Raw genomic sequence first — 21,956 nt, forward strand, 5'->3', positions numbered from 1 at the left:
TGAGCGCGGCGGGTACGCGCGGCCTGTGCTGGTCCTACCTGAGGGCTGCTCCCCGCCACGACGGGTGGTCGGTGCTGTACCGCACAGCGGCTTGACGGGAACCCTGGATTGTGGCAACTTCTAGGTTGTCTAGACGACCTGGAGGAACTGTGGCGAAGGTGCCGCTGTACGTGCGGATCGAACGGGAACTGCGGACGCGTCTCGCCCAGGCACAGCCCGGTGACGTGGTCCCGGCGGAGTCGGTGCTCGCAGAGGAGTTCGGGGTCGCTCGGATGACTGTCCGGGCGGCGCTCAACGCTCTCGAATCCGACGGGCTCATCGAGCGGATCCAGGGCCGGGGTACGTTCGTGCGGCAGCGGCCCGTACCGCGGGCCGCCGGGACCTTGATGAGCTTCCAAGACCAGGTGCGCAGTTGGGGGCGTGTTCCGGCATCGCGGCTGGTGGAAGCCGAGGTCCGGGCAGCTTCCCCAGCGGAAGCGTCGGCTTTACAGCTGACCGCGGCAGCGCCGAGGGTGACCTCGATCGTGCGGGTGCGGCTCGCCGATGACGTGCCCCTGGCCATCGAGTACGCCTGCTTCCCGCCACACCTGAGCACCCTGCTCGACCTCGACTTGGAAACCGACTCGCTGCACCGCGCCCTGCGCGAAAGGGGGCTGCACCCCACGCTCGGCTCCTCGACGCTGACCGCCCAGCGGGCCGGCTCCGACGGCGAGTTGCTGCACGTGCCGGCGGACGAGCCGCTGCTGGTCGAGACCCGGCTCATCGTCGAGCAGCATTCGGCGCCGCTGGAGTACACCGTCAGTCGCTACGTCGGCGACCGCTACGACCTGCACGTCACCTTTGACGTGCAGCCACCCCGGACCGGAGAACCCCGATGAACATCGCCAAGATGATCGACCATTCGCTGTTGCGCCCCGAGCTCACCACCGATGACATCCGGCGTGGCTGCGAGATCGCGGCATGCCGCCAGGTCGCCTCGGTCTGCGTACGCCCCTCCGACGTCGGACTCGCCAAGGCCGCCCTCTCCGACACCGGCGTGCTCGTCGGTACCGTGGCCGGTTTCCCGCACGGCGACACCCGCACCACGATCAAGGCCGCCGAGACTCGGGAACTGGTCGACGCGGGTGCCGACGAGGTCGACGTCGTGCTGCACATCGGCCGCCTGCGCAGCGGCGAGACCGCGTACGTGTACGACGACATCGCCGCCGTGGTCGCCGCCGCGCAGGGCCGGGTGGTCAAGGTGATCCTGGAGAACGCGTACCTGACCGACGAGCAGAAGGTCACCGGCTGCCGCATCGCCGAACAGGCCGGGGCGCACTTCGTCAAGACCAGCACCGGCTTTGCTCCCGGCGGCGCCACCCTGGCCGACATCCAGCTGATGCGCGCCGCGGTCTCCCCGCACATCGAGGTCAAGGCCGCTGGCGGTGTCCGCAGCCTCGACACCCTGCTCACCCTGCAGGAAGCCGGAGCGACCCGGTTCGGCGCGACGGCTACCGAGACCATCCTCGACGACTTCGCCGCCCGCGAACGTGGCGACCGCCCCACCACTGCTGCGCCACCGTCCGGCGGCGACTACTGACCTTCCCGATCAAGATCGGCGGCAAGCGCATGCACTGGATCTGCTCGGCGGCCACCCTGCGCGGCGACCGCCCCACCAATCAGGACCAATACGTCGTGGTCGACGGCGCTGCCGCCGTCCTCGACGGCGCGACCTCCTGGTTGCACACCTACCACGGACGGCGCGGCGCACCCCCTTGGGCACCAGCCGCGGCTCGAAGCTGCCCGCCCGATCCCGTGGCACGTCCAGACTCACCGGACCCACCTCGGTTTGCACCGTCTTCGGTGTGCTGCCGTTGCGCGAGTTCGGCGACCCCCGCCCGGCCGGGTCGCCCTTCTCATCACCCAGATGCCCGGTCAGCTCCGCCTGCAGGCCCCGCTGCAACACCGCCTTGAGCATCTCTGGCAGAAGCCCGCCCTCCCCGGTCAACGCCACCTCGCCGGCGTCGACCCGGCGCATCAGCTCATCGAGCAAGCCGGCGTCGATCATCTCCTCCACCGCCGCACGAGCCACCGACGGCGAAGATTCACTCCCGCGCTGATCACCAGTCACGGTCATCTGCATACTCCTTCAGCTCACGCTGATCTCGTTACACAGACCATCTGACACGCCCAGGCCGGGCAGCCGACAACATCAAGACCGCCACGCTCACCACCCTGCTGCCACCCGGCATCGGCACGATTGCAGACTCGAGCACGCCTACCAGCTCGGCGTCCGCTCAGTGCGGATCGGAACCCACTGCACCGAGGTCGACGTGTCCGCCCAGCACATCGCTCACGCTCGCGACCTCGGCATGAACGTTTCCGGCTTCCTGATGATGAGCCACATGGCCCCGGCCGACGAGCTGGCGAACCAGGCGAAGCTCATGGAGTCCTACGGACCGCACTGCGTCTACATCACCGACTCAGCAGGCCACCTCACCATGAACGTTGTCCGCGAGCGGATCCGCGCCTACCGGGACGTCCTCGACCCTCAAACCGAGATCGGTATCCACGCCCATGAGAACCTTTCGCTGTCGGTGGCCAACTCGGTGGTCGCGGTCGAGGAGGGCGTAACCCGCGTCGACGCCTCACTCGCCGGTCATGGTGCCGGAGCCTGCAACTGCCCCATCGAGGCGTTCATCGCCGTGGCCAACCTGCACGGATGGACCCACCGCTGCGACCTTGCCGCGCTCCAGGACGCCGCCGAGGACCTCGGCCGGCCACTCCGCGACCGCCCGGTACGCGTGGACCGTGAGACCCTCACTCTCGGATACGCCGGTGTCTACTCAAGCTTCCGCCGACACGCCGAGGCAGCCTCGATGCACTACGGCGTCGACGTACGCGCCATCTTGCACGAGGTCGGTAGGCGGCAACTCGTCGGCGGACAGGAGGACATGATCGTCGACATCGCGCTCGACCTGCTGGCCTCCCGCACGGCGAGCTGAGTCTCGCCTGGGGATGGTGTCCGTCGTTGTAGGGCGCCAAAACGGCATGGCCCGCCATTCTCCCGCCAGCGGATCGCAGTCGGGGACCTGCCGTCGGATGCGGTCGTCGGGCCAAACAGGGCCTCATCCGCGACATGGCAGCCCGCGTCACCCGATGACCTTGGCCCCTCGCATTGGCGCACCATCCAACGGATGTGCGGCCGGGGCCTCCCCGAACGCTTGGCGCAGGTGCAGAGCGACCTCCTCTTGGGCGTGCGCGGCCTTGTCCAGCACCGCGGCAAGGCCGAAGAAGTCGTGCATCACTCCCCCGTAACGGACCGACGTGGCCCGCACGCCGGCGGCCTCCAAGCGGGCGCACCACTCGTCGCCTTGGCTCTGCAGCACGTCGCGGTCGGTGGTGACGATCAGTGTTGGCGGCAGACCGGCGAGGCCCTGCGCGGAGAGCGGAAGCAGATCGACCCTGGGGTCTTTCAAGCTGTCGGTCACGCCATGGAAGGCGTGCATCATCATCCAGGACAGCAGTGGACGATTCAGCGGCCGGGCGTCTGCGGCGTCCCGCATGGACGCGCCGTACTGGGCGGTGGTGGTCAGCGGGCAGACGAGCACCTGCGCCACGGGCAGTGGCTCACCTGCCTGCTTGAGCTGACCGCAGGTCGCGGCCGCCATGTTCGCCCCGACGCCCTCGCCACCGATGGCGAGGCGTGACGGGTCGCCGCCGAACCCGGTGGCGTTGGTCCGGAGCCACCGGTAGGTGGCCAGCACGTCCTCGTGGGCGGCCGGGAACACGTGCTCGGGAGCCTTGCGATACTCCGGCGACACCACGATCGCGCCCGTCCGGTTGACCAGGGCACGGCAGGACGCGTCATAGTCGTCGTTCGTGAACAGGATCCAACCGCCACCGTGCACCCACATCACCACGGGCACCGGATCGGGGGTCTGGCCGAGCGGCTTGTAGACGCGTACGACCAGATCACCACCCGGGCCGGGCACGGTGACGTCCGCTGCCGATCCGACTTCCTCGGGGTCCGTCGGCCGCCCGTCCTGCTGCAGGATCTCCATCGCCGCGTCGGCGAGGCTCGGCTGCTGGCGGGCCTGCTCGAGGGTGAGGAGCTCGTACGGGGCCAGTACCAGTCGGGACCAGGTGTCGAGGATCCGCTGCGCCTGGGTGTCGAGCAGCCAGGAGGCGTCGGTCGACAGGACGTTGCTGCGGCCGGATACCCGGTCGCGTACCTTGTCCATGAACCCGGCGGCGTCCATGAACCCGGCGGCCACGTGCATGAGCCCGCGACGGCGTCCGGTGGGCGCGACGGTGGGATGCGAGCGGGCCGGGGCCGACCGCTTGGCGGCAAGGTACCGCTCGCCGAGCCGACCCATCTCCTCCGCGCCCACCGCCCGACGCAGCGCCGGCAGGAACTCCCGTTCCTCCTTCTCGATGTGGTGCCGGACACCGCCGATCAGCTGGTTCAGCGCCCGCTCGAATTTATGGCTGCCGGGATCCGCATGGTCAAGCAGGACGAGCAGCCTCTTGAGGGCCTGGTGCTCGTCCCGACCCTCCTCGGCGTCCGCGGCGGCGCCGATCTCGGCCAGCGCCGGATACAACACCTCCTCCTCGGCGTGGGCGTGCAGGGCACGGCCGTAACTCACCTGGTCGACCAGCATGCGCCGGTCACCGCGTCCGGCCTCGAGGTGCTCGAAGAGGCGGTTCGCCACCACGTGCTCGTCGGCGATCAGGTGGTCGAGGTCGCCCGGCAAGGTCGCGTACGGCAGCGTCATCGGACACCTCCTCCTCCACACTTACCGCAACCGGCGCCGCCCTCGCGGCATAACCTGGCATGTCGCCAAGAACCCGAACGGGCGGGTCGACGCTGGTCAGCGCACATCCCAGCCAGGCGTTGGCGCCCGGCTGCACCCGCAGTGAACATGGGTCGGCCGCGTACACTCACTCCTGTCTTCCCGTCAGCAGAGCCCGCGTGGTCATCCGGCGCGTGCGCCCTCGGAGGGGGTACGGACGGCCCGCGGCGAGCGCGGCCGACCCGGCTGACCGGGGAACTACCTGGTCGTCGCCGCCTGGAACGCTTCGCCGTACCACCGCCGCAGATCCCGCGACGCCTCGATCAGCCCCACCACGACCCACGCTCGCTCGCTGTCGGACATCTCGTGGAGCGCGCGGAGATCGGCACGCTGCCAGTCGAGTTCCCGATCCGAGAGCGAACGTTCCGCCCACCACCTCAGAGCTTCCGGCCGGTGGTCGGCCAGCTCACGGTCGAGGAATTCCACCGAGCGCTCCACCCGGCTCAGGCCGCCGCCCGGAGCGCGGTACGAGATACCCGCCTCCCCGGCGACCAGGGCCGGCATCACCCTGGCGGCGGCCACGTACCGCCTCACCATCCACAACAACCGGGTCTGGGACAGCCAGCCCAACCAGACCCCGACCCACGGCCTACAGATCACCGACACCGGCACCTGCGAATCAGGGTGGGTCCACGACAACCCAGTGGGAAGGCAACGCCGTCGCGGCCACGCACTTTGAGACCACGCGGTCCGGCGAGCGCGCGCAACGCCCGGGCCGCGGTCGTCTCCGGGTTCGCGGCGATGCCCAGCAGGATGTGTTCGGGGCCGATGTACGTGGCACCGGACCGTCGCGACTCGCGGTGCGCGTCGAGCAGGGCGCGCTTCGCCGCTGGCGCGAGCGGAGGCGTGTCCTCGCATGGCCTGCCCCTGGGGACGGCCGCCTCTATCTGGCGGGCCAGGTCGTCGGGGTCGGCGCCGCTCGCGTCGAGGATCCGGCGGGTGGGGTCGGACTGGCGGCGGCCGACAGCAGGTGCTCGACGTTGAGGTACGGGCTGCCCCACGCCGCAGCCTGCTCGGATGCCCGTTGCAGCAGTTGCCGCGATTCGGTGGAGAGCAGCCGGGACAGGTCCACGCGCTCCACCGGACGTCCCGCGAACGGGTCTCCGCCGAAGAACCAACTGATCAGGCCGTCCAAGGAGCCGCCGGGGATGCGGAACGCGTCGAGCGACATCTCATACCTTCCTATCGATGGGATGGGTCCTCGGCGCAAGCCCGCCTGAACGCTACGCACCTTTCGCCCGCCAAGGCGGGTTTTGTGGGTTTGCGGGGAGGTCAGGGTTTGTACTCGCTGCGGGTGCGGGGGAGCCACTGCGGGTGGTTGTCGCGGATGTAGCGGATCAGGCCCTCGCGGAGGTCGCAGCGGAGGTCCCAGGCGCTGGCCCCGTCGGCGGCTGTGGCCTGCACCTCGATCACGACGCTCGATGCGGTGGCGTCGACCATCTGCAGAACCCACCGGCTCCGGTCCCACAGCGGTGAGGACTCGACCAGCCTTTGCGCCTCCGTGCGCAGGTCCTCGAGGTCGGCGGTGTGGTCCACGTGGATCTGGACCTTGCCGACCACCCGCGCCTCGTGCCGGGACCAGTTCTGGAACGGGCGCTCGGTGAAGTACATCGTCGGCAGGATGAGCATCCGGTCGTCCCACAGCCGGACGACGACGTTGGTCAGCTTGACCTCTTCGACCCGGCCCCACTCGCCCTCGATGACCACCACGTCGCCGACGTGCAGACCGTCCGAGAAGGCGACCTGAATACCGGCGAACGCGTTGCCCAGAGCGGTCCGGGCGGACAGGCCGATGAGCGCGCCGACGACGCCGGCCGAGCCCAGGACGGAGATCCCGAACGCGCGGATGGGCGGGAAGGTGGTCATGATCAGGCCGATGGCCACGATCGTGACCACTACCGCGGTGAAGCGTCGGACGGGGCGGATCTGGGTTCGGGCCCGCCGGATCCGGCGGTCCGCGACCACCTCCGGCGGCAGCCGGCTGAAGGTGACGCCCTCGGCGACGTGCAGCGCCTTGATCACCAGCCAGGCGACGCTGCCGATGAGCAACAGCCCGATGGCCTGTCGGACGTCGCCGAGCCATCCGGTCGGCCGCGGCGGCAGTGCGAGGTACAGCCCGGTGAGGAGCAGCACGGCAGCCGTCGGACGGCGGCAGGCCTTCCGCAGTGGTCCCAGGACCCACCGGTAGCGACCGTGGTCGACGCGACGGACGAGCCTGCGTGTGCCGATGTCCAGCAGCACGGCCACCGCCAGCGTGGCCAGCATGATCAACGCCGCGCGCATCAGGCGGCGACCGCCGTGGTCTCGACCGTCATCCCGCTGCGCTCCTCGCCCACGTCATGACGTACTTGTGCGCCGACCGTCTGCATCCAGGTGCCGATGTTGGCGACGAGCAGGGCCAGCCAGAAGTGCGGTAGACCGCCGTCCGCAGCGGCGACCACGCCGAGACGGGAACCTCGGCGGGGATGCCTCCGGGCGCCACCACCGCCCGTCCGCGCGCAGCACGCGCTCACCGGAGACGTAGAGGCCGTCGGGGGCGAGCAGAATCAGCCGTACGACCTCCCCGGCTACCTCCTCCGGCTGCCCGTAGACCTCGTCCAGGAACTCGTCTCCGACCCGCTCCTGCAGCCGGGTGGGCATCGGCCCAGGATGCAGCTGCATCACCTTGATCCGGTTGCTGTGCTGCGCCTCGGCCAGCGACTCGACGAGGCTCGTGCCGTAGCTCTTGGTGGCGCTGTAGACCGAGATGCCGAGTCACCGCCATCGCGCCGGTGTACACCACGTTGCCGTAGCCCTGCCGGTGCAGGTGGTGCAGGGCCTCCTTGAGCACGTACGTCGTGCCGAGCGCGTTGACCTCCACCTCCCGCCGGATGCGCTCCGGGCTGAGGCTCTCCAGGTCGCCGCCCGCCCACACCGAGGCGCAGGCGGCCACCCCGTCGATGGTGCCGCACATGTCGACCACGCTTGCGAATCCGTCCCGCACCTGCTCATAGGAGGAGACATCGCAGACGGCGCGGCACAACCCAGGTCATTGATCACCGCGACAACCTCGTCCGGCCGGTCGCTGAAGACGGTGACCCGGTGCTCGTGCACGAGCAGATGGGCCACCGCCAGCCCGAGACCGCTGGTGCCGCCGATCACCACCAGGTTTCTGGCAGCCATGTCCCTCCAGTCGTCGTCGCACAAGAGCGGATGTGACTTTCCCGCTCGGGCCGGCTCCACACCCCGGGCTGCTGCTCCGAATGCGGCCGTCGGTCCCGCATCCGTGAACGCCGCGATTTCGGGAAGCCGGGCCCCGGGTCGGCAGGTAGGGCGACCGCCGCCGGATTGAAGCGAGGACAGCTGGGTCGGAAAGCACGGTTGCGTCCACTGGAGTGGTGTAAGACTTGCCCGTGATTTGCGGCGCCGCCTGGGGGGAGCGCAGCGATCAGCGGGTGACCTCCCGCAACGGCTACCGGCATCGGGAGTGGGACACCCGCGCCGGGACGATCGACCCGGCCCCCTGCCGCGATGGTGCCGGACCGGCATGGCCCCGCGGGCGCAGATCGGACAGGGCGAATGGCTTAGCAGCCTGAACACGGCGACGGCTGTGGGTGCCCGCCGTCGTGGTGGCGCCTGCATGTATCCCGGGAGCCGAGGCTCGAATCCCAACCGGCAACCGTCTGAGCGGCGCTTCTTGCTCGGTGCCTCTTCGGCGAGTCCGAAAAGACCAAGGCGACTAAACTTGCGTGAGCTTCAACGTCTCGCCGATGGTCATCGGCGGTGGGGCATTGGCTCGTGTCGCCCTCGGACACCAGCGAAATCCAACGGTGCGTGGCAAGATCTACACTTGCCCGCACCGTTTGTGTTTCCGGGTTGTAGGTCAGGTTCAGCCCGAGGCTGCGGTAGACCTCCAGCTTGTCTTAGGTTCGGCGTCCCGCAGGGCCGTCACGAGGTCGCCGAGTTCGAGCTTGCCGGCCGGGCGTCGCTAGTCCGCGGACTCGTGCGGGTGTGAGTACCCGGACCATCTCGGCCACGGCTTGGTCGACATCACGGCTGTCCATCGCGGGGCATGACGACGAGCCTCCCAGATCTTGCGCCGCCTCGCCGTACCGCCAAACACCCGCTCATCGGTCACGACAGGGCGGCACCCAACGCGCGCGGTCGGCGGCAGAAGCGGATGCCCCACGGGCATCATCGCGGGCTATGTTCGACTCAGGGGCTGTTCGAGAAATTGCATGAGCTGTGCGGTGAGCTCGGCCGGCTGTTCCTCGAAGATCCAGTGACCAGAGCCCTCGATGACGCCACCGGTTACCGTCGTGGCGTACTGCGCGACCTGGGTCGGTACCGCCTCCCCGAGGCTGACTCGGGCGCCGAGTGCGAGAACCGGCATGGTCAGCTTCGTCTTGCCGTACTCGGCGTTGTCGGCGACATCTTGGGGCAGTGCACGGAAGTAGTCGAAGCTAGCCCGCAGATGAGCCTCGTCTTGCAGGTACCGGGCGTACTCGCGGACATCGTCATCGCCGATGGCGGTCTTCTGGACCTTCATCGAATCGGTGAACCGATCCACCCATAGGGCCTCGCGACCGTCCACGATCTGTTCTGGCAGGCCGTTGGGGAGGCTGAAGAATCCGAAGTTCCAGAAGCCCGGTCCCTCCGGGGTCAGTGACGGGAACTGGTACAGGCTCTGGTCGGGGATCGGCGCTTCCGTGAGCACGAGCTTGCGCACGTGATCGCGGTGAGCGGCGGCATACGCGTACGCGACCATGGTCCCAATGTCGTGCCCCACCATGCTGACGTCGCGATCAAGGCCGAGTTGGGTGAGCAGGCCGTACACGTCGCCGGCGAGAGTCTTCTTGTCGTAGCCTCCTGCCGGGGCGTCGCTGCCGCCGGCTCCCCGAAGGTCAGGCGCGATGACTGTGTAGTGCTTGGCGAGCTCCGGCAGAACCTTGCGCCACATGTACCACGTCTGGGGATAGCCGTGCAGCAGGACCAGGGTGCTGCCCCGACCGCCCCGAACATAGTTGATCGTGACGTCGCCGACCCGCGCCGTCTGCTCCGTGAAGGAACCCGGAATCCGCTCGCCGCCCATTGCCACCCCCTCTGATGACACACGCGGTTCGCGGGCTACCCAACCCCGGGCCTCGTACACCTCACAAGCGCCGGCGCATACCAGGGCCGTACCCGACGGGCTGGGCAACCCGACGCCCGCAAGCGATGCCGCGGGGCCGGCTGGACGGATAGCCACACCTCATCGGCATGTGAGTGCGCAGGGTCGGGTCGATGCGTGTGCTAGTTGCTACGAAGGTGGACGGGAGCTCGGGTTGTGCCCTCGTCGGGGACGTCGGCGACGGCCAGGCGGGCGACGACGGCGTTGTGCGCCAGGGTCAGCAGCACCAGCGGCAGCGCGGGCCCAAGCAGGTCGGCGAAGAGATCTGGTGCGTCGGCGGCGACCACGGCCAGGCCGGCCAGGACCCGGGCGCCGACCACCACGCCGCTGGCGAGGGCGCGGCGGCGGAGCAGGGCGACCAGATCGGCGGCGCCGGCCCGCCGGGCATGGTGCACGAGAAAGACCGCAGTCAGGTAGCGCAGACCCAGGCCGCGAGCAGACCGCTGTAGATGGACGTCGGGTTGAGCCAGCTGTGCCAGTTGTCGCCCTTCGCAATGCCGGCGGTAGCCGCCGGGACGCGAGCGCGCCGACGATGGCCTCCGCGGAGAAGGCGAAACCCTGCAGCGTGAACGGGAACCCGACGACGTGCCGAACCGCCCCATCATCCCCGGCCAGAGCAGCACATCTCGAACGAGAGGATCGTCCCGGACACCGCACCCACGGCGAAGAGCAGGCCCATCACCGTGACCCATCGGCGCGCCAGGCGGGTGTAGACGACGTCCCCGGTCCGCAGTCCGCGCCACCCGGCGAAGACCGTGACCATATTCAGCATTCAGCGCGACGGCGCGGCGTCGATCAGCTCTGCCGCTGTTGGCCCTGCGGTCCTACCAGCCATCCCGTGACCTGCCTCAGTGGCTGGCTGCTGTTGACCACCTTCATCATCCGTTGCCACGCCGCTCGGGCCGGAGATCCGCCCAGCACGCCGCCCAGACCCCCACCGCCGCCAGCCCCCGCCGCGCGGTTCTGAGCCAGTTGCTGGGTGGTCTGCCCGAGCTGTTGACCGACCTGCTGGGTAGTCTGCTGCAGCGTCTGCGACAGCGGTCCATCGGGCCCCAGCGCCTCCTGTGCCGTCTGCCCGACGTGGTCGAGCGTCCGCGCTAGCGGCCCCTGCGGCCCGAGCACCTGCTGAGCTGTCTGCCCGACCTGGTTCACGGCAGTATCCACGGTCTTCACCAACGACTCGATGATCTGAGGATTGCGCTCGATGGTGCGGAGGGCGCTGTCGAGAATGCCGCGGAGTTCCTCGAGCCGAACCTCGAGCATCGCGTCGGCCTCAACGCCCCTAATGTCGATCTTCACCGTGCCGAGGTGCGCCTGGACGCCCACGTCGAGCTGGAGCAGGCTACCCAGCCGGGCTCGCAGTGAGACGGAGGCGTCCAGGTTGTCGACCTCGACGTAGATCTGTTCGACCTTGACCTGCGGGAGCTGGAGGACGACGTCCGGATCTGACATCGTCTTGCTGCTGTGCCCGCCAGCCGGCTGGGGTAGGCCGTGCTCACTACGCTGCGAGACGGACGGGCGTTTGCCGCGGTCAGCATCCGTCGAGGCGTCGGCAGGACCGAGGTTCTGGCCCCGAGCGGCGACTTGGGCGCCCTCCTCGGCGTCGCGCTGCCGATCGACCTGCTCGCGCGGTTGCGCGGGGGACCCCCGTGCGCCCGTCTCCCGGCTCTCCGGTTCGGCCATCCCGCACTCCTCGGGCCTCGCCTAGCATGCGGACCGGATGGAGCCCACCATCGTTTGTGGCTCCGATCCTCGGCCCACCCCCTCGGACCGGGTCGCGGTGTACCCGTGTGCCGACGCGTCAAACCGTTCAGGGTTGCGGTCGAGGAGACGGCGGATCAGCTGCGCCTGAGACAAGGGCCGAGCAGGCGAGCAGGCGAGCAGGGGAGCAGCCGCTCCCACCCGTGTCCGTGCTCACGACGATCCCAACGACAGGTCGGCGTGCCAGTACCGATCGGTGTCGTCGTTGCTGGCCATGGTCGCGCTGGTGACGCCTGCGTGGGTCGTCACGTTGTTGAGATCGGCGACAGGCTGTCCCGGATGACCGGCGTACCACGGCCGTCGGGGAAGGCCGAGCTGCGCCACCAGGTTGTTCATGGCCGTGTGCACCGGGGGTTGGCCGTCAATCAGGCGATCCAGGGGATCGGCAGCGGTCGACGTTTTCGCCTGGGTCTGTCACCGACGCCGTCGGACTGGTCGGTGCCTTCTTCGCGGCCGCCGATGCTGGTCGCGGCAGTGACGTCCCAGATCTGGCCGCTGCCCGAGCTGCGGGGGGTGAGCAAGGACCCGTACGTGCCGGTACCCGGCTGCCTGCCGGGGCGATGCGCTGGGAGCTGTTCCGTGAGGGCGAGTGCCGCAATCACATCTCCGAGGCGTACCTGGTGCCGCCCTGGACGAGCACCTGCGCCAGCACGGCGGGCGGCTGACCGGCGCCGACATGCGGACCGAAGTACGGGTCAAGAAGCTCGCCGAGGGCGCGCCGGAGGCGCGGCACCTGCTGCCCGCCGCCGGACCCGCGCTGACCGACAACCGGTAAGGGCGCTGAGAGCGCTCACGGTTTGTACTCGCTGCGGGTGCGGGGCAGCCACTGCGGGCGATGATCGCGCACGTAGCGGATGCAGCGCCTCGATCCCGGCGACGATGAAAAAGAACGACGAGATGAGGTAGAGCAGGCCGACTCTGCTTGGCATCGGTGGTGCCCCACAGCTTGATCAGCTTGTTGCCCCGCAGAGCTCGCAGCGGGTCGCCGAGCCCCGCCGGCGCCAGGACCGCGGGCTGATGGTCCTGGCGAAGCTCGGCGCTTGTCTGGTTGGCCATGCTTACCCCGCTACGGGCGAAACGGATCAGTCACCGACCCTACGTATGCGGCGCAGACGGAGGTCGCGTCTCCGGCCGAAACCACACTTCCGCGTAGTGCTGGGGCAGCCACGCGGCCGGCAGCCGCTCACACCGCACGCGAATGCATATTGTCGTCGCCCCCGGGCAGAGTGATCCGGAGGCGACGACGAGGCGAACCACTACGCCTTGAGCACCACCTTGACGCAGTCCTCCTGCTTGTTCTTGAAGATGTCGTAGCCGCGGGGAGCATCGTCCAGTTGCATCGTGTGGGTGATGATGAAGCTCGGGTCGATCTCGCCCTTGCGGATGCGTTCCAGCAGCGGCCGCATGTAGCGCTGTACGTGCGCCTGTCCCGACCGCATCGTCAGGGAGCGGTTCATGAACGACCCCATCGGGAACTTGTCGATGAACCCGCCGTACGCGCCGATCGCCGAGACGGTCCCGCCGTTACGGCAGCTCAGCACCGCCTCCCGGAGCGCGTGTGGGCGGTCCGTCTCCACCTTCATCGCCTGCTTGGCCCGGTCGTAGGCGTGCAGCGCAGCGGACGGGTGATGCCCCTCCATGCCGACCGCGTCGATGCAGGCGTCCGGCCCGCGGCCGGCCGTCATGTCGCGCAGCGCGTCCATGACGTCGGTCTCCTCGTAGTTGATCGTCTCCGCGCCCGCCTTCGTCCGCGCCATCTGCAGCCGGTACGGGAACCGGTCGATGACGATGACCCGTTCCGCCCCGAGCAGGTACGCGCTGACGGCGGCGAACTGGCCGACCGGCCCGGCACCCCAGATGGCGACGATGTCCCCGCGTTTGATGTCGCACATCTCGGCGGCCATGTACCCGGTCGGCAGGACGTCGGACAGGAACAGCACCTTCTCGTCCGGCAGGTCGTCCTCAATCTTCAGGGCACCGACATCGGCGAAGGGCACCCGCACGTACTGCGCCTGGCCCCCCGCGTATCCACCCATCAGATGGGAGTAGCCGAAGATGCCGGCCGGCGAGTGGCCCATCGCCACCTCGGCTATCGCCGCATTCGGGTTGGAGTTCTCGCAGACCGAGTACAGGCCCCGTTGACAGGACATGCAGTTGCCGCAGGCGATCGGGAACCCGACCACCACGCGGTCGCCGATGCTCAGCCCGTCCCGTACGCCGGGGCCGAGATCCACGATCTCGCCCATGAATTCGTGCCCGAGGATGTCGCCCCTCTTCATGGCCGGGATGAAGCCGTCGAGCAGGTGCAGGTCCGAGCCGCAGATCGCCGCCGAGCTCACGCGCACCACGGCGTCTCGAGGACTGAGGATCTGCGGGTCGGAAACGTCTTCGACGGCGACCTTGTTCGGGGCGACCCAGCAGTTGGCTCTCATCGATCTCCTCCTCAACCGACCCGCGCCGTCGCCAGCGGCCGCGCCGGCCGCTGCTTCGCCTGCTGCTGCATGCTGGTCCCCTGCGGGCTTCCGTCCGAGCGCACGATCTCACCCGTCTCGATCATCTGCTTGAAACGCCGCAGGTCGTCGCAGACCTGCTGCTGGGGGTCCTCGCCGAAGACCTTGGCGACCAACGCCCCGGGCTTGCCCCCCGGCACCGAGTACTCGAGCTCGACCCGCACCTCCGTGCCGTGGCCGCCGGCCGCGCGCATGAAGCGCACACATCCGGAGTTCGGCACGGTCGCGCCCCCGGTCGAGCGCCACCTGATCAACTCGTTGGGCCGGTCCTCGACGACCTCCGCGTCCCACTCCACGCTCCGCCCGGCCGGAGCCTTCGCCGTCCAGTGCGACTGCCGGACCCCGGTCATCCGCACCGACTGGAGGTGGTACATGAAGCGAGACAGGTTCTCAAAGTCGTGCCAGAACCGGTACGCCTCCTCGATGTTTCGGTTGATCGTCACTGCGCCATGTGCCCGGTTGCGCCCTGTCATCGGGCGGCCTCGCGTCGTCCGTAGCGCCGTGTAGAGGTCGACGACGGTGATCCCGGCGAGCGCGCCGGTGGTGTACATCAGGCGCCGCCGTCGTTCCCCCTTGCGGTGGCTCATGGCCCGGCCGCAGGCCGCCAGGTCCATGATGTCCCCGGCGACCCGCGTCCATGTTCCCCACCCGGCCCGGCGGGGGATCAGCAGTGCGGCGGCGTGGCCCAGCTCGCGTACCCCGGCGGCCCGCAACACGGTCCGCGCCGTCCGGGAGTCGTCGACGCCGCACAGCCGGCTGAGCCTCGGCGTGGCGGCGATGGCGGCCGCGCCGAGGCCGAGACTGAACCAGCCCAGCACCCGGGCTGTGCCTTGTGATCGGCGGTCAGGAGTTTCCCGCTCGATGCCCAGGGCGTCGGTCACCGACCGGACACCCATTGTTGTGCTCTTCCGACCCATCTCATCCCCATCTCAATCCCACCGACGACGGCTCCGATGTCGGCCCGGCGCTGGCTTCCCGCAACCGCGGGATTCACGCACCGAGTCAGCGGCGACCGTCGGGGCGCAGCAGCTTCATCAGCTGGCGGTTGTAGAGCCGCGGATGTTGGTCGTGGTATCCGGACGAGAGCGTCCGTCGGCCGCTCTATCCGGGCGTCCGGCATCTCCTTCACGCTCACCGTCTTCGGTCCGTCGTAGACGACAGCCTTCATTCGTGCCCCCGTGATGCCGGCTTCTCCGGGGTGCCAAGAACTCCTGGCACCCAGATTGTGGCCCTCTGCTACGCCGCCTAAGTCATGATCCGCACTATTGCTTCACATCTGGGCGGCTATGCCTGGCTGTTTGCCGCGGACACCCCTGGGTAGGCCCGCTCGGTGAGCGGGCCAGAAACGGACCTCGGCACGAGGTCGGACACCAGCCGTGCCGTGGCGTTCAGCGACGCAATCTTCGCCATCATCATCACGCTGCTGGTCCTGGACCTCCGGGTGCCGGACGTCCCGCCCGGCCGCCTCCTGTCCGGACTGCTCAGCCAGTGGCCGTCATACATCGCGTATCTCGCGTCCTACTCGTACGTGGCCGTCGTCTGGCTCAACCACAAGGCGGCATTCAACCGCATCCAGCAGAGCGACCGCGGCCTGCACTGGATGAACCTGCTCGTGCTGTTCACCACGGCGCTGCTGCCGTTTCCGACCATCGTCGTGTCGCACGCCCTGCAGGAGCACGACAACGCGGACCAACGGGTGGCCATCGCCTTCTACGCGCTGATCGGCGCGTCGCTGTGCGCGGCTTGGCTGGCGTTCTACCACTACCTGGCCCGGCACCCCGACCTGCTGAAGGAGCAGGTCAGGGACCAGTTCTTCCACGTCGAGCGGTTGCGGGCCCTCGCCGGGGTCGTCCTGTACGTCCTCGCGGGGGTGCTCGGCTACCTGGTGACGCCGCTGGTCGGCCTCGTCATCTTCCTCCTGCTGCCCGCCTTCTACGCCGTCACCAGCGCCGGCCTGTACCAGTTTCGGGTGACCCGCCGGATCACCCACCGCCCTCCGCCACCAGGTGGCTGAGGGCGGGCGAACCGCCGTTTCACCCCCGGCGGGCGCGGGTACCCGCCGCAATCCGGTTCGAGAGGGGATCCGAGGTGGACTACACCGAGTTCATCCAGTCCGTGGCAGCGAGACCGAAGGTTCCGCCGGGGCAGGCGGAACCAATCACCCGCGCCGCGCTCGAGACGTTGGCAGAACGGATCACTGGTGGCCAGGCGAGGGACCTCGCCTCCCAGCTTCCTGAGGAGCTACGAGGCCTGGTGTATAGGCCCACCGAAGATCCGGAACGGTTCGGGCTTGCCGAATTCCTCGAACGGGTGCAGTCACGGGCCGGGGTGGATCGCCAGGTGGCCACCGACGGAGCACAGGCCGTGCTGGATACCCTTCGTGAGTCGGCCAGCGCGAAGGAGTACGGGGACCTTGTCGACCAGTTGCCGCAGGAGTTCTGGCAGTTGACCGGGCCGGGGACGGGACAGCTCGAGCCCCGCCGGGTCGGCACCTAGCTCGGGCGCGCGGACCGGCCAGAAAGCGCCGGCGGTAACGGCAGAGGCGCCGCTACCTACCGAGGTGCGGGCCAGTACTCCGCCGCGTACAAGCTCGCGTCGGTCGGTCGGCCCGAAGGCTGACCGACCGACGGCGATGACCGTCACCGTCGGCCCGGCGCCCACCGCCGGGCGGATGGCGCCGCTCGATCTACCAGGCGCCGTCCGCCGAAACGGTCGGTGACGCTACAGCATCTCCAGCGGTTGCGGTCCGGTCGGCGGCGGGAACGCCGTGTCGAGTGCCGCCACGTCCTCTTCAGCCAGATACAGGTCGTGCGCTTCCGCGTTCTCCCGGGTGTGTTCGGGATTGGCCGATCGGGGGATGGCCGCGATCCTCTCCTGCCGAAGTAGCCAGGCCAGCGCAACCTGGGCGGGCGTGGCTCCGTGTCGGGCGGCGACCTCCGAGATCTGGGGGTGGCCGAGCAGTCGGCCCTGCTCGATCGGCGAGTACGCCATTACCGGGATTCGGTGCTCGCGTAGCCACGGCAGCAGGTCGTACTCGGGACCGCGGCGGGTGAGGTTGTACAGGACCTGGTTGGTCGCGCAGGAGTTCCCGCCCGCCTCGAGTAGGTCCGTCATGTCGGAAAGATCGAAGTTGCTCACGCCCCACTGCCCGATGTCACCGGCGTCGACGAGTTCGGCGAACGCCTCGATGGTCTCCGCGAGTGGATGCGTGCCGCGCCAGTGCAGGAGGTAGAGGTCGATGTGGTCGACGCCGAGTCGTTGCAGGCTGCGGCGGCAGGCCTGCACGGTTCCTCGTCGGCTGGCGTTGGAGGGCAGCACCTTGTCGACCAGAAAGACGTCGGCGCGTCGTCCGATGATCGCCTCGCCGACGAGTTCCTCGGAGGCGCCGTCACCGTACATCTCCGCAGTGTCGATCATGGTCATGCCCAGGTCCAGCCCGGCGCGTAGGGCGGCTATCTCGTCCCGCCGCCTTCCGGGGCGCTCGCCCAGGTACCACGTTCCCTGGCCGAGCACGGGCATTGTCTGGCCGGATGGTAGCTCGATCGCAGCAGCAGCGAGGGTCATGGCGGCCCTTTCCGGGAGCCTGAGTACCAATGGGTTGGGTGCGTTACCCGCTGCGACAGGCAGCACGCTCTCGTAGCGCGGCCGTTCTTCGCGCAGGCCCTGTCTGAGCGGCGGGCATATGGGTGGATTGTCCATCCCCGAGCGGCGTTCGATGGACTGTTTCCCGGTGCCCGCACCGGGAAGGCGACCGCGAGCGAACGATGCGCCGCCGACGGGGCGGCGCCGCAAAGGGGAAGGCCGCGGAAATGGCGCAGAGCCAGCAGCCACTGACCGGGAAGCGAGTCGCTTGTCTCGCCGCCGACGGGGTGGAGGACGTGGAGTACACCCAGTCCCGGGCCGCCGCGGAGCAGGCGGGGGCGGAGGTGCACCTGATCTCATTGAATTCCGGCGAGATCCAGTCAATGAACCAGGACATCAACCCGGCGAACCGCTATCGGGTGGACCGGACCGTCAACGAGGCCAATGCGGCCGACTACGACGCCCTGCTGCTGCCGGGCGGGACGGTCAACCCCGACCGGCTCCGGATGAACCCGCAGGCGATGGATTTCGTCCGGGCGTTCTTCCAGCAACAGAAGCCGGTGGCAGCGATCTGCCACGGCCCCTGGTCGTTGGTCGAAACCGGGATGGTCAACGGCCGGACCGTCACGTCGTTCCCCAGCCTGCGCACCGACATCCGCAACGCGGGCGGGAACTGGGTGGACCAACAGGTGCAGGTCGACAACGGCCTGGTCACCAGCCGCAGCCCCAGCGACCTTCCGGCCTTCTGCGCCAAGATGGTCGAGGAGTTCGCCGAGGGCAAACACGTCCGCCAGATGGCGACAGCCTGACCCGGGTGGGGGCTCCAGGCCGGGAGGATCAGCCCGCCCTGGAGCCACGACCCGGCGGGTATCCCCGCCAACCGGATCTCGCACCGCTTCGGATGCTTCCCGCCACCTCCTGCCAGCCTGCTGATCCAGGAGTACGGCTGCGCTTGGGCCCTGCCGTGCGCGGCGTCGAGGCCGAACAGCATGGGAATCAAGGGAGGTAGCCGGCCGTTGCCGCCAGCAAAGTTGATCAAGATGCTGGTCGGTGAGACAGTCAACCCCGCCGCTGTGCGTGAGCCCGTCGTGAGGGGCGGAAACGTCTGGATCATCGGCTTGGCGCTGTCCGGCTTGACATCATCCTCGGGTCAGTCAACCTGATCGCCGCCTGCGCCCACCCGGGATGACCATCCGCTCCATTGCCACGAACCACCGGCTGGCCAACGGATCGCGGCACCACGACGACCCGCCGGCCGATGTGGTGTCCCGCCGCCAGGGTACGCGCGGATTGCGACGTACAGCCCCGCGAGGAGCAGCACCGCGACGGCGGGGCCCGGGACGCGTGGTACAGCGGCGCGAGCAGCCAGCGGGTAGCGACGCACACCTGCACAACGCTCCTGCGGCGACCGTGATCCTGCGCTCCCATCCGTTCTACAAGGCCACGTGGCCCGTCGGCCAGGGGCGCAGTGGCGATGCAACCAGGTACCGTCGGCCCTTCCGGAATCCAACTCCGTCCCCTCCGCGGCTTCGGCTTCGCCTAGCATCTCCACCCTCTCGCCCTGCTTCCTGAAGTCGCAGCCGGCGAACGGGGGTCATGACTGGCCCAGGTTGGTGACCAGATTGACGGCGACGGCCAGGACGCCGGTCCCGAAGGCGTACGAGAGCAGCGCGTGCCCGAGCGCGATCCGGCGCATGCGGTTGCTAGTCGGTTCGCTCTCGCCCGGGGAGAAGGACATACCAACCGTGAAGGCGACGTACGCGAAGTCGGCGTACGCGGGCGGCTCTTCCCACTTGAAGTCAAAGCCGCCGTCGTCCTCGCGGTAGTACAGCCGGGCGTACTTGAACGCGAAGACGGTGTTCACCAACGCCCACGCCAGAACCACCGCGACGACGCTGAGGATCACCAGCGTGACAGCCGCCATGTCGTGTTCGTTCGAACCGCGAACAAGCGCCTCGGCCACGGCGGCGAGGCTGATCACGGACGCGATCAGGATCGCCGTGTCGGTGGAACGGGAGTGTCGCTCCGCCTCGGCAAGCTCCTCGGTGCGCTCCGGGCTCGCCGACCAGCAAGCCCGCCACACCCAGACGAGGATCGTGCCCGCCGCGATCGTCCAGATCACCAGCGGCGTCAACTCCGGCGCCCCGACCAGCGCGGTGGCCGCCCCGGCGACAACACCGACGGCTAGCGACCACAGGGCACGCCCGACGGACAGCAGGCGTCCCAGCGCCGGTCGTCCCGATCGCTGCTTCACCCGTACAGCGTTCCCACTTGACCGGATCATGCAGGGGAAACGCCGAGCGATCACCGGATCGGGCTGCATCGAGGACGGCGAGAATGCAGCGATGCACGCTCGGGCCCTGGGCGATTACGTCAACCGCCAGGAGGCCCGGGCGCCTCACGCTAACCCGACAGAGCTTGTAATCGAGGCGTCGGGCAGTAGCGAGGCAGCGAGAAGCCGGCACCAGCGGCGACCTGACATCAGCCATTGACATCAACGGTGGCAGCCGAGGTCGGACCAGCGCGGACGGGTGCCGTCTCCGGGCGGGCCCGGTGGACATCCGCGGACGCTACGGCTCTCCCGGGAAACGCCTTGTAAGCGAGGCGTCCGGGCCAGGCGCGCCGAGCGGGCATGCAGGTCAAGAGACCATTCACCCAAGGGTTGACAACCCTGGTTGTCGAGCTGATTCTGGGTGAGAGGCGATTGGCGAAGGAGCCCATGATGCGGGAACTGACGTCGGACGAGCGGCACGAACTACGGCGGGAACTGAGTGCTGTCGCCACTAGTTGGGCGCAGCGGCTGAATGCGTCTGGCATGGACGCCCAGCATGGAGCAGAACACGAGCGGAGCCGCCAGGACGGGATGCGGGCTCACCTGGCCCGCATGGCGGCTGGGGAGCAGATGCGTCGGCTCCTCGCCGACCTCGTATCTGCCAGCGCGGAGGAAGCGGCGATGTGCGGGGCCGGGTATCCCGAGCTTGGGGCAGCGGTAGGCGCCAGCCGGCAAGCGGCGCGCAAGCGTTGGCCCAACCTGTCGATCTCGAAGCGGCGCGCCAACGAGTGGAAGCAACCGCCCGGGAGCATCGGCTGGGCCGGCAGCCATCTGGGGTACCCAGGACCACCCGGGACCTGAGCGGCCTGATCGGCTGAGGCCGAGTGGGACAGGGCGGACGAGCAGCCATTGGAGCAGCCAAGCCGGCGATTACCAGCGGACAATCTCGGACCAGCGCGGAAGACCACAGGACCGGAACGCCTTCGCCGACGTCCAGCTCCTTGCGTTCTGCGGGGGTGGGCATCCGGGCTGAGGCGGTGTCGCCCTTGAGCAGGCTCACCGTCTCGGTCGCTTCCGTACTGCTGACGAAGGTGCCGCGCGGGGGTTGGACGATCACGAGCCCTTCCGGCGGAGCAGGGAGATGGTCTGCCGGACGCTCGTCCGGCTCAGTCCATACTCCTGAGCCAGTCGCAGCTCACTAGGCAGCGACGCGCCGGGCGCGAGGTCACCGGACGGAACCCCGCCATGACCACACGTGTACGCCGGGCGCGCCCGGCCGAGGTAGCCGCAGTCACCGCACTGCTCGTCGACGCCCTGTCCCGCGATCCGGTCGCCGAATGGCTGGTCCCGGACGCCGGCAACCGACCGGACGTCCTGCACCGGCTCCTCGCCGTCGACATCGACCACGCCATCGAGACCGGCCACGTCGACGTGGCAGGGGACTGGTCAGCGGTCGCGGTGTGGCGCCGCCACGACCTGGACACGCCGGACGAGCGGTGGGTGTAGAGGCGGCCACGCGTCTTTTGAACGAGTGCGGGGCAACGCTGTGGGGTCGCGTCACCTACGAGATGATGGAGAGCTACTGGCCAGCCGTCGCGCGCGGCCACCAGGAGGCGCCGCCGGCCATGCGCGAGTGGGCGGTCAAGCTGGAGGCCAAACCCAAGTACGTGGTGTCGTCGACGGGTAACGACTTCCCGTGGACCAGCAGCCACCACATCGCCGACGATCTGCGCGAGAGCGTGCAGAAGCTCAAGGATCGCCGAACGACTCCTGACCAAGGACCACAAACCTCGACAGGTACGCGTAGGTGTCATCGGTGCCTGGCTCGCATCAGCGTCTACCGCCCT

At 68.9% G+C, this 21,956-nt stretch carries 24 protein-coding genes and 4 pseudogenes; 10 read left to right on the forward strand and 18 right to left on the reverse strand.

The genetic code is table 11. The features are described 5' to 3' along the window. The first annotated feature begins 149 nt into the window (after positions 1-149). Positions 150-878: a GntR family transcriptional regulator gene (locus ABZ452_RS26730; RefSeq protein ID WP_357948327.1), complete on the forward strand. Its 729-nt coding sequence runs from the start codon at positions 150-152 to the stop codon at positions 876-878. Then, positions 875-1,579, forward strand: coding sequence for a deoxyribose-phosphate aldolase (gene deoC, locus ABZ452_RS26735; protein WP_357948331.1), 705 nt, complete (start codon positions 875-877; stop codon positions 1,577-1,579). Before ABZ452_RS26730 ends, deoC begins: the two co-directional genes overlap by 4 nt. A 162-nt stretch (positions 1,580-1,741) precedes the next feature. Here deoC and ABZ452_RS26740 read toward each other — a convergent pair. Next, a pseudogene (locus ABZ452_RS26740) lies at positions 1,742-2,047 on the reverse strand (transposase); the annotation flags it as partial. Positions 2,048-2,178: 131 nt separating this feature from the next. Here ABZ452_RS26740 and dmpG point away from each other — a divergent pair. Next, a pseudogene (gene dmpG, locus ABZ452_RS26745) lies at positions 2,179-2,984 on the forward strand (4-hydroxy-2-oxovalerate aldolase); the annotation flags it as partial. 147 nt (positions 2,985-3,131) lie between these two features. On the opposite strand, the gene ABZ452_RS26750 reads toward dmpG, so the two are convergent. The 7 genes from ABZ452_RS26750 to ABZ452_RS26780 all read right to left on the reverse strand — a co-directional run bounded on the left by ABZ452_RS26750 (position 3,132) and on the right by ABZ452_RS26780 (position 7,857). Further along, positions 3,132-4,757: an alpha/beta hydrolase fold domain-containing protein gene (locus ABZ452_RS26750; protein ID WP_357948334.1), complete on the reverse strand. Its 1,626-nt coding sequence runs from the start codon at positions 4,755-4,757 to the stop codon at positions 3,132-3,134. Positions 4,758-5,033: 276 nt separating this feature from the next. Further along, positions 5,034-5,447: a hypothetical protein gene (locus ABZ452_RS26755; protein WP_357948337.1), complete on the reverse strand. Its 414-nt coding sequence runs from the start codon at positions 5,445-5,447 to the stop codon at positions 5,034-5,036. After that, on the reverse strand, positions 5,432-5,836 hold the full coding sequence (locus tag ABZ452_RS26760) for a Clp protease N-terminal domain-containing protein (RefSeq protein WP_357948340.1): 405 nt from the start codon (positions 5,834-5,836) through the stop codon (positions 5,432-5,434). Before ABZ452_RS26760 ends, ABZ452_RS26755 begins: the two co-directional genes overlap by 16 nt. Further along, on the reverse strand, positions 5,719-6,006 hold the full coding sequence (locus ABZ452_RS26765) for a hypothetical protein (RefSeq protein WP_357948550.1): 288 nt from the start codon (positions 6,004-6,006) through the stop codon (positions 5,719-5,721). The genes ABZ452_RS26760 and ABZ452_RS26765 overlap by 118 nt, the downstream gene beginning before the upstream one ends. A 101-nt stretch (positions 6,007-6,107) precedes the next feature. Further along, positions 6,108-7,118 carry a mechanosensitive ion channel domain-containing protein gene (locus ABZ452_RS26770; RefSeq protein ID WP_357948343.1) on the reverse strand — a complete coding sequence of 337 codons (1,011 nt, stop codon included), beginning with the start codon at positions 7,116-7,118 and terminating at the stop codon, positions 6,108-6,110. Then, entirely contained in the window at positions 7,118-7,276 is a 159-nt protein-coding gene (locus ABZ452_RS26775; RefSeq protein ID WP_357948346.1) for a hypothetical protein, read from the reverse strand. Before ABZ452_RS26775 ends, ABZ452_RS26770 begins: the two co-directional genes overlap by 1 nt. Before the next feature lie 68 nt (positions 7,277-7,344). Beyond that, complete coding sequence (locus ABZ452_RS26780) at positions 7,345-7,857, reverse strand: SDR family NAD(P)-dependent oxidoreductase (protein WP_357948348.1); 513 nt, start codon at positions 7,855-7,857, stop codon at positions 7,345-7,347. A 373-nt stretch (positions 7,858-8,230) separates the two neighbouring features. On the opposite strand from ABZ452_RS26780, the pseudogene ABZ452_RS26785 reads away from it, so the two are divergent. Continuing rightward, a pseudogene (locus ABZ452_RS26785) lies at positions 8,231-8,335 on the forward strand (transposase); the annotation flags it as partial. 683 nt (positions 8,336-9,018) lie between these two features. Here the strand turns inward: ABZ452_RS26785 and ABZ452_RS26790 are convergent. From ABZ452_RS26790 to ABZ452_RS26810, 5 genes are all read right to left on the reverse strand, one after another. Further along, positions 9,019-9,906 carry an alpha/beta hydrolase gene (locus ABZ452_RS26790; RefSeq protein ID WP_357948351.1) on the reverse strand — a complete coding sequence of 296 codons (888 nt, stop codon included), beginning with the start codon at positions 9,904-9,906 and terminating at the stop codon, positions 9,019-9,021. 200 nt (positions 9,907-10,106) lie between these two features. Further along, complete coding sequence (locus ABZ452_RS26795; RefSeq protein ID WP_357948354.1) at positions 10,107-10,379, reverse strand: hypothetical protein; 273 nt, start codon at positions 10,377-10,379, stop codon at positions 10,107-10,109. Between the two features lie 206 nt (positions 10,380-10,585). Beyond that, a complete protein-coding gene (locus ABZ452_RS26800; RefSeq protein ID WP_357948357.1) occupies positions 10,586-10,747 on the reverse strand; it encodes a cytochrome ubiquinol oxidase subunit I in 162 nt (53 codons plus the stop codon). Between the two features lie 32 nt (positions 10,748-10,779). Further along, positions 10,780-11,667 carry a hypothetical protein gene (locus tag ABZ452_RS26805; protein WP_357948360.1) on the reverse strand — a complete coding sequence of 296 codons (888 nt, stop codon included), beginning with the start codon at positions 11,665-11,667 and terminating at the stop codon, positions 10,780-10,782. Positions 11,668-11,898: 231 nt separating this feature from the next. Then, entirely contained in the window at positions 11,899-12,081 is a 183-nt protein-coding gene (locus ABZ452_RS26810) for a hypothetical protein (RefSeq protein WP_357948362.1), read from the reverse strand. A gap of 253 nt (positions 12,082-12,334) precedes the next feature. On the opposite strand from ABZ452_RS26810, the gene ABZ452_RS26815 reads away from it, so the two are divergent. Next, positions 12,335-12,520 (forward strand): hypothetical protein, encoded by a 186-nt coding sequence (locus ABZ452_RS26815; RefSeq protein ID WP_357948364.1) that lies wholly within the window; start codon positions 12,335-12,337, stop codon positions 12,518-12,520. 481 nt (positions 12,521-13,001) lie between these two features. Here the strand turns inward: ABZ452_RS26815 and ABZ452_RS26820 are convergent, their stop codons facing one another. Continuing rightward, positions 13,002-14,177: a zinc-dependent alcohol dehydrogenase gene (locus ABZ452_RS26820; protein ID WP_357948367.1), complete on the reverse strand. Its 1,176-nt coding sequence runs from the start codon at positions 14,175-14,177 to the stop codon at positions 13,002-13,004. A gap of 11 nt (positions 14,178-14,188) precedes the next feature. Beyond that, positions 14,189-15,136 carry an SRPBCC family protein gene (locus ABZ452_RS26825; protein ID WP_357948369.1) on the reverse strand — a complete coding sequence of 316 codons (948 nt, stop codon included), beginning with the start codon at positions 15,134-15,136 and terminating at the stop codon, positions 14,189-14,191. A 449-nt stretch (positions 15,137-15,585) separates the two neighbouring features. Between ABZ452_RS26825 and ABZ452_RS26830 the strand changes: the two genes are divergently transcribed. Together ABZ452_RS26830 and ABZ452_RS26835 are read left to right on the forward strand one after the other, a co-directional pair. Next, positions 15,586-16,269 (forward strand): TMEM175 family protein, encoded by a 684-nt coding sequence (locus ABZ452_RS26830; protein WP_357948372.1) that lies wholly within the window; start codon positions 15,586-15,588, stop codon positions 16,267-16,269. A 74-nt stretch (positions 16,270-16,343) separates the two neighbouring features. Continuing rightward, a complete protein-coding gene (locus tag ABZ452_RS26835; RefSeq protein WP_357948375.1) occupies positions 16,344-16,751 on the forward strand; it encodes a DUF2267 domain-containing protein in 408 nt (135 codons plus the stop codon). 225 nt (positions 16,752-16,976) lie between these two features. Here ABZ452_RS26835 and ABZ452_RS26840 read toward each other — a convergent pair whose 3' ends face one another. Then, positions 16,977-17,819, reverse strand: a complete 843-nt coding sequence (locus ABZ452_RS26840; RefSeq protein ID WP_357948377.1) for an aldo/keto reductase — start codon at positions 17,817-17,819, stop codon at positions 16,977-16,979. 245 nt (positions 17,820-18,064) lie between these two features. Here ABZ452_RS26840 and ABZ452_RS26845 point away from each other — a divergent pair, with 245 nt between their 5' ends. Beyond that, on the forward strand, positions 18,065-18,646 hold the full coding sequence (locus ABZ452_RS26845) for a type 1 glutamine amidotransferase domain-containing protein (protein WP_357948380.1): 582 nt from the start codon (positions 18,065-18,067) through the stop codon (positions 18,644-18,646). A gap of 785 nt (positions 18,647-19,431) precedes the next feature. On the opposite strand, the gene ABZ452_RS26850 is transcribed toward ABZ452_RS26845, so the two are convergent. Then, positions 19,432-20,091 (reverse strand): DUF1345 domain-containing protein, encoded by a 660-nt coding sequence (locus ABZ452_RS26850; RefSeq protein ID WP_357948382.1) that lies wholly within the window; start codon positions 20,089-20,091, stop codon positions 19,432-19,434. 1,131 nt (positions 20,092-21,222) lie between these two features. Beyond that, entirely contained in the window at positions 21,223-21,435 is a 213-nt protein-coding gene (locus ABZ452_RS26855) for a GntR family transcriptional regulator (RefSeq protein WP_357948544.1), read from the reverse strand. Here ABZ452_RS26855 and ABZ452_RS26860 point away from each other — a divergent pair. Both ABZ452_RS26860 and ABZ452_RS26865 read left to right on the forward strand, forming a co-directional pair. Continuing rightward, positions 21,355-21,615, forward strand: a complete 261-nt coding sequence (locus tag ABZ452_RS26860; RefSeq protein ID WP_357948553.1) for a hypothetical protein — start codon at positions 21,355-21,357, stop codon at positions 21,613-21,615. The genes ABZ452_RS26855 and ABZ452_RS26860 overlap by 81 nt on opposite strands. 8 nt (positions 21,616-21,623) lie before the next feature. Next, positions 21,624-21,866: pseudogene (locus ABZ452_RS26865) on the forward strand (deaminase); the annotation flags it as partial. Between the last annotated feature and the right edge of the window lie 90 nt (positions 21,867-21,956).

The organism is Micromonospora sp. NPDC005707, from assembly GCF_040631005.1.
Lineage (GTDB): Bacteria > Actinomycetota > Actinomycetes > Mycobacteriales > Micromonosporaceae > Micromonospora.

Bases quoted from the DNA above. Each gene is read 5' to 3' on its own strand.
- deoC (WP_357948331.1), top strand. From the start codon at position 875: ATGAACATCGCCAAGATGATCGACCATTCGCTGTTGCGCCCCGAGCTC.
- ABZ452_RS26750 (WP_357948334.1), bottom strand. From the start codon at position 4,757: ATGACGCTGCCGTACGCGACCTTGCCGGGCGACCTCGACCACCTGATC.
- ABZ452_RS26765 (WP_357948550.1), bottom strand. From the start codon at position 6,006: ATGTCGCTCGACGCGTTCCGCATCCCCGGCGGCTCCTTGGACGGCCTG.
- ABZ452_RS26770 (WP_357948343.1), bottom strand. From the start codon at position 7,118: ATGCGCGCGGCGTTGATCATGCTGGCCACGCTGGCGGTGGCCGTGCTG.
- ABZ452_RS26790 (WP_357948351.1), bottom strand. From the start codon at position 9,906: ATGGGCGGCGAGCGGATTCCGGGTTCCTTCACGGAGCAGACGGCGCGG.
- ABZ452_RS26800 (WP_357948357.1), bottom strand. From the start codon at position 10,747: ATGGTCACGGTCTTCGCCGGGTGGCGCGGACTGCGGACCGGGGACGTC.
- ABZ452_RS26805 (WP_357948360.1), bottom strand. From the start codon at position 11,667: ATGGCCGAACCGGAGAGCCGGGAGACGGGCGCACGGGGGTCCCCCGCG.
- ABZ452_RS26810 (WP_357948362.1), bottom strand. From the start codon at position 12,081: ATGAACAACCTGGTGGCGCAGCTCGGCCTTCCCCGACGGCCGTGGTAC.
- ABZ452_RS26820 (WP_357948367.1), bottom strand. From the start codon at position 14,177: ATGAGAGCCAACTGCTGGGTCGCCCCGAACAAGGTCGCCGTCGAAGAC.
- ABZ452_RS26840 (WP_357948377.1), bottom strand. From the start codon at position 17,819: ATGACCCTCGCTGCTGCTGCGATCGAGCTACCATCCGGCCAGACAATG.
- ABZ452_RS26845 (WP_357948380.1), top strand. From the start codon at position 18,065: ATGGCGCAGAGCCAGCAGCCACTGACCGGGAAGCGAGTCGCTTGTCTC.
- ABZ452_RS26860 (WP_357948553.1), top strand. From the start codon at position 21,355: ATGACCACACGTGTACGCCGGGCGCGCCCGGCCGAGGTAGCCGCAGTC.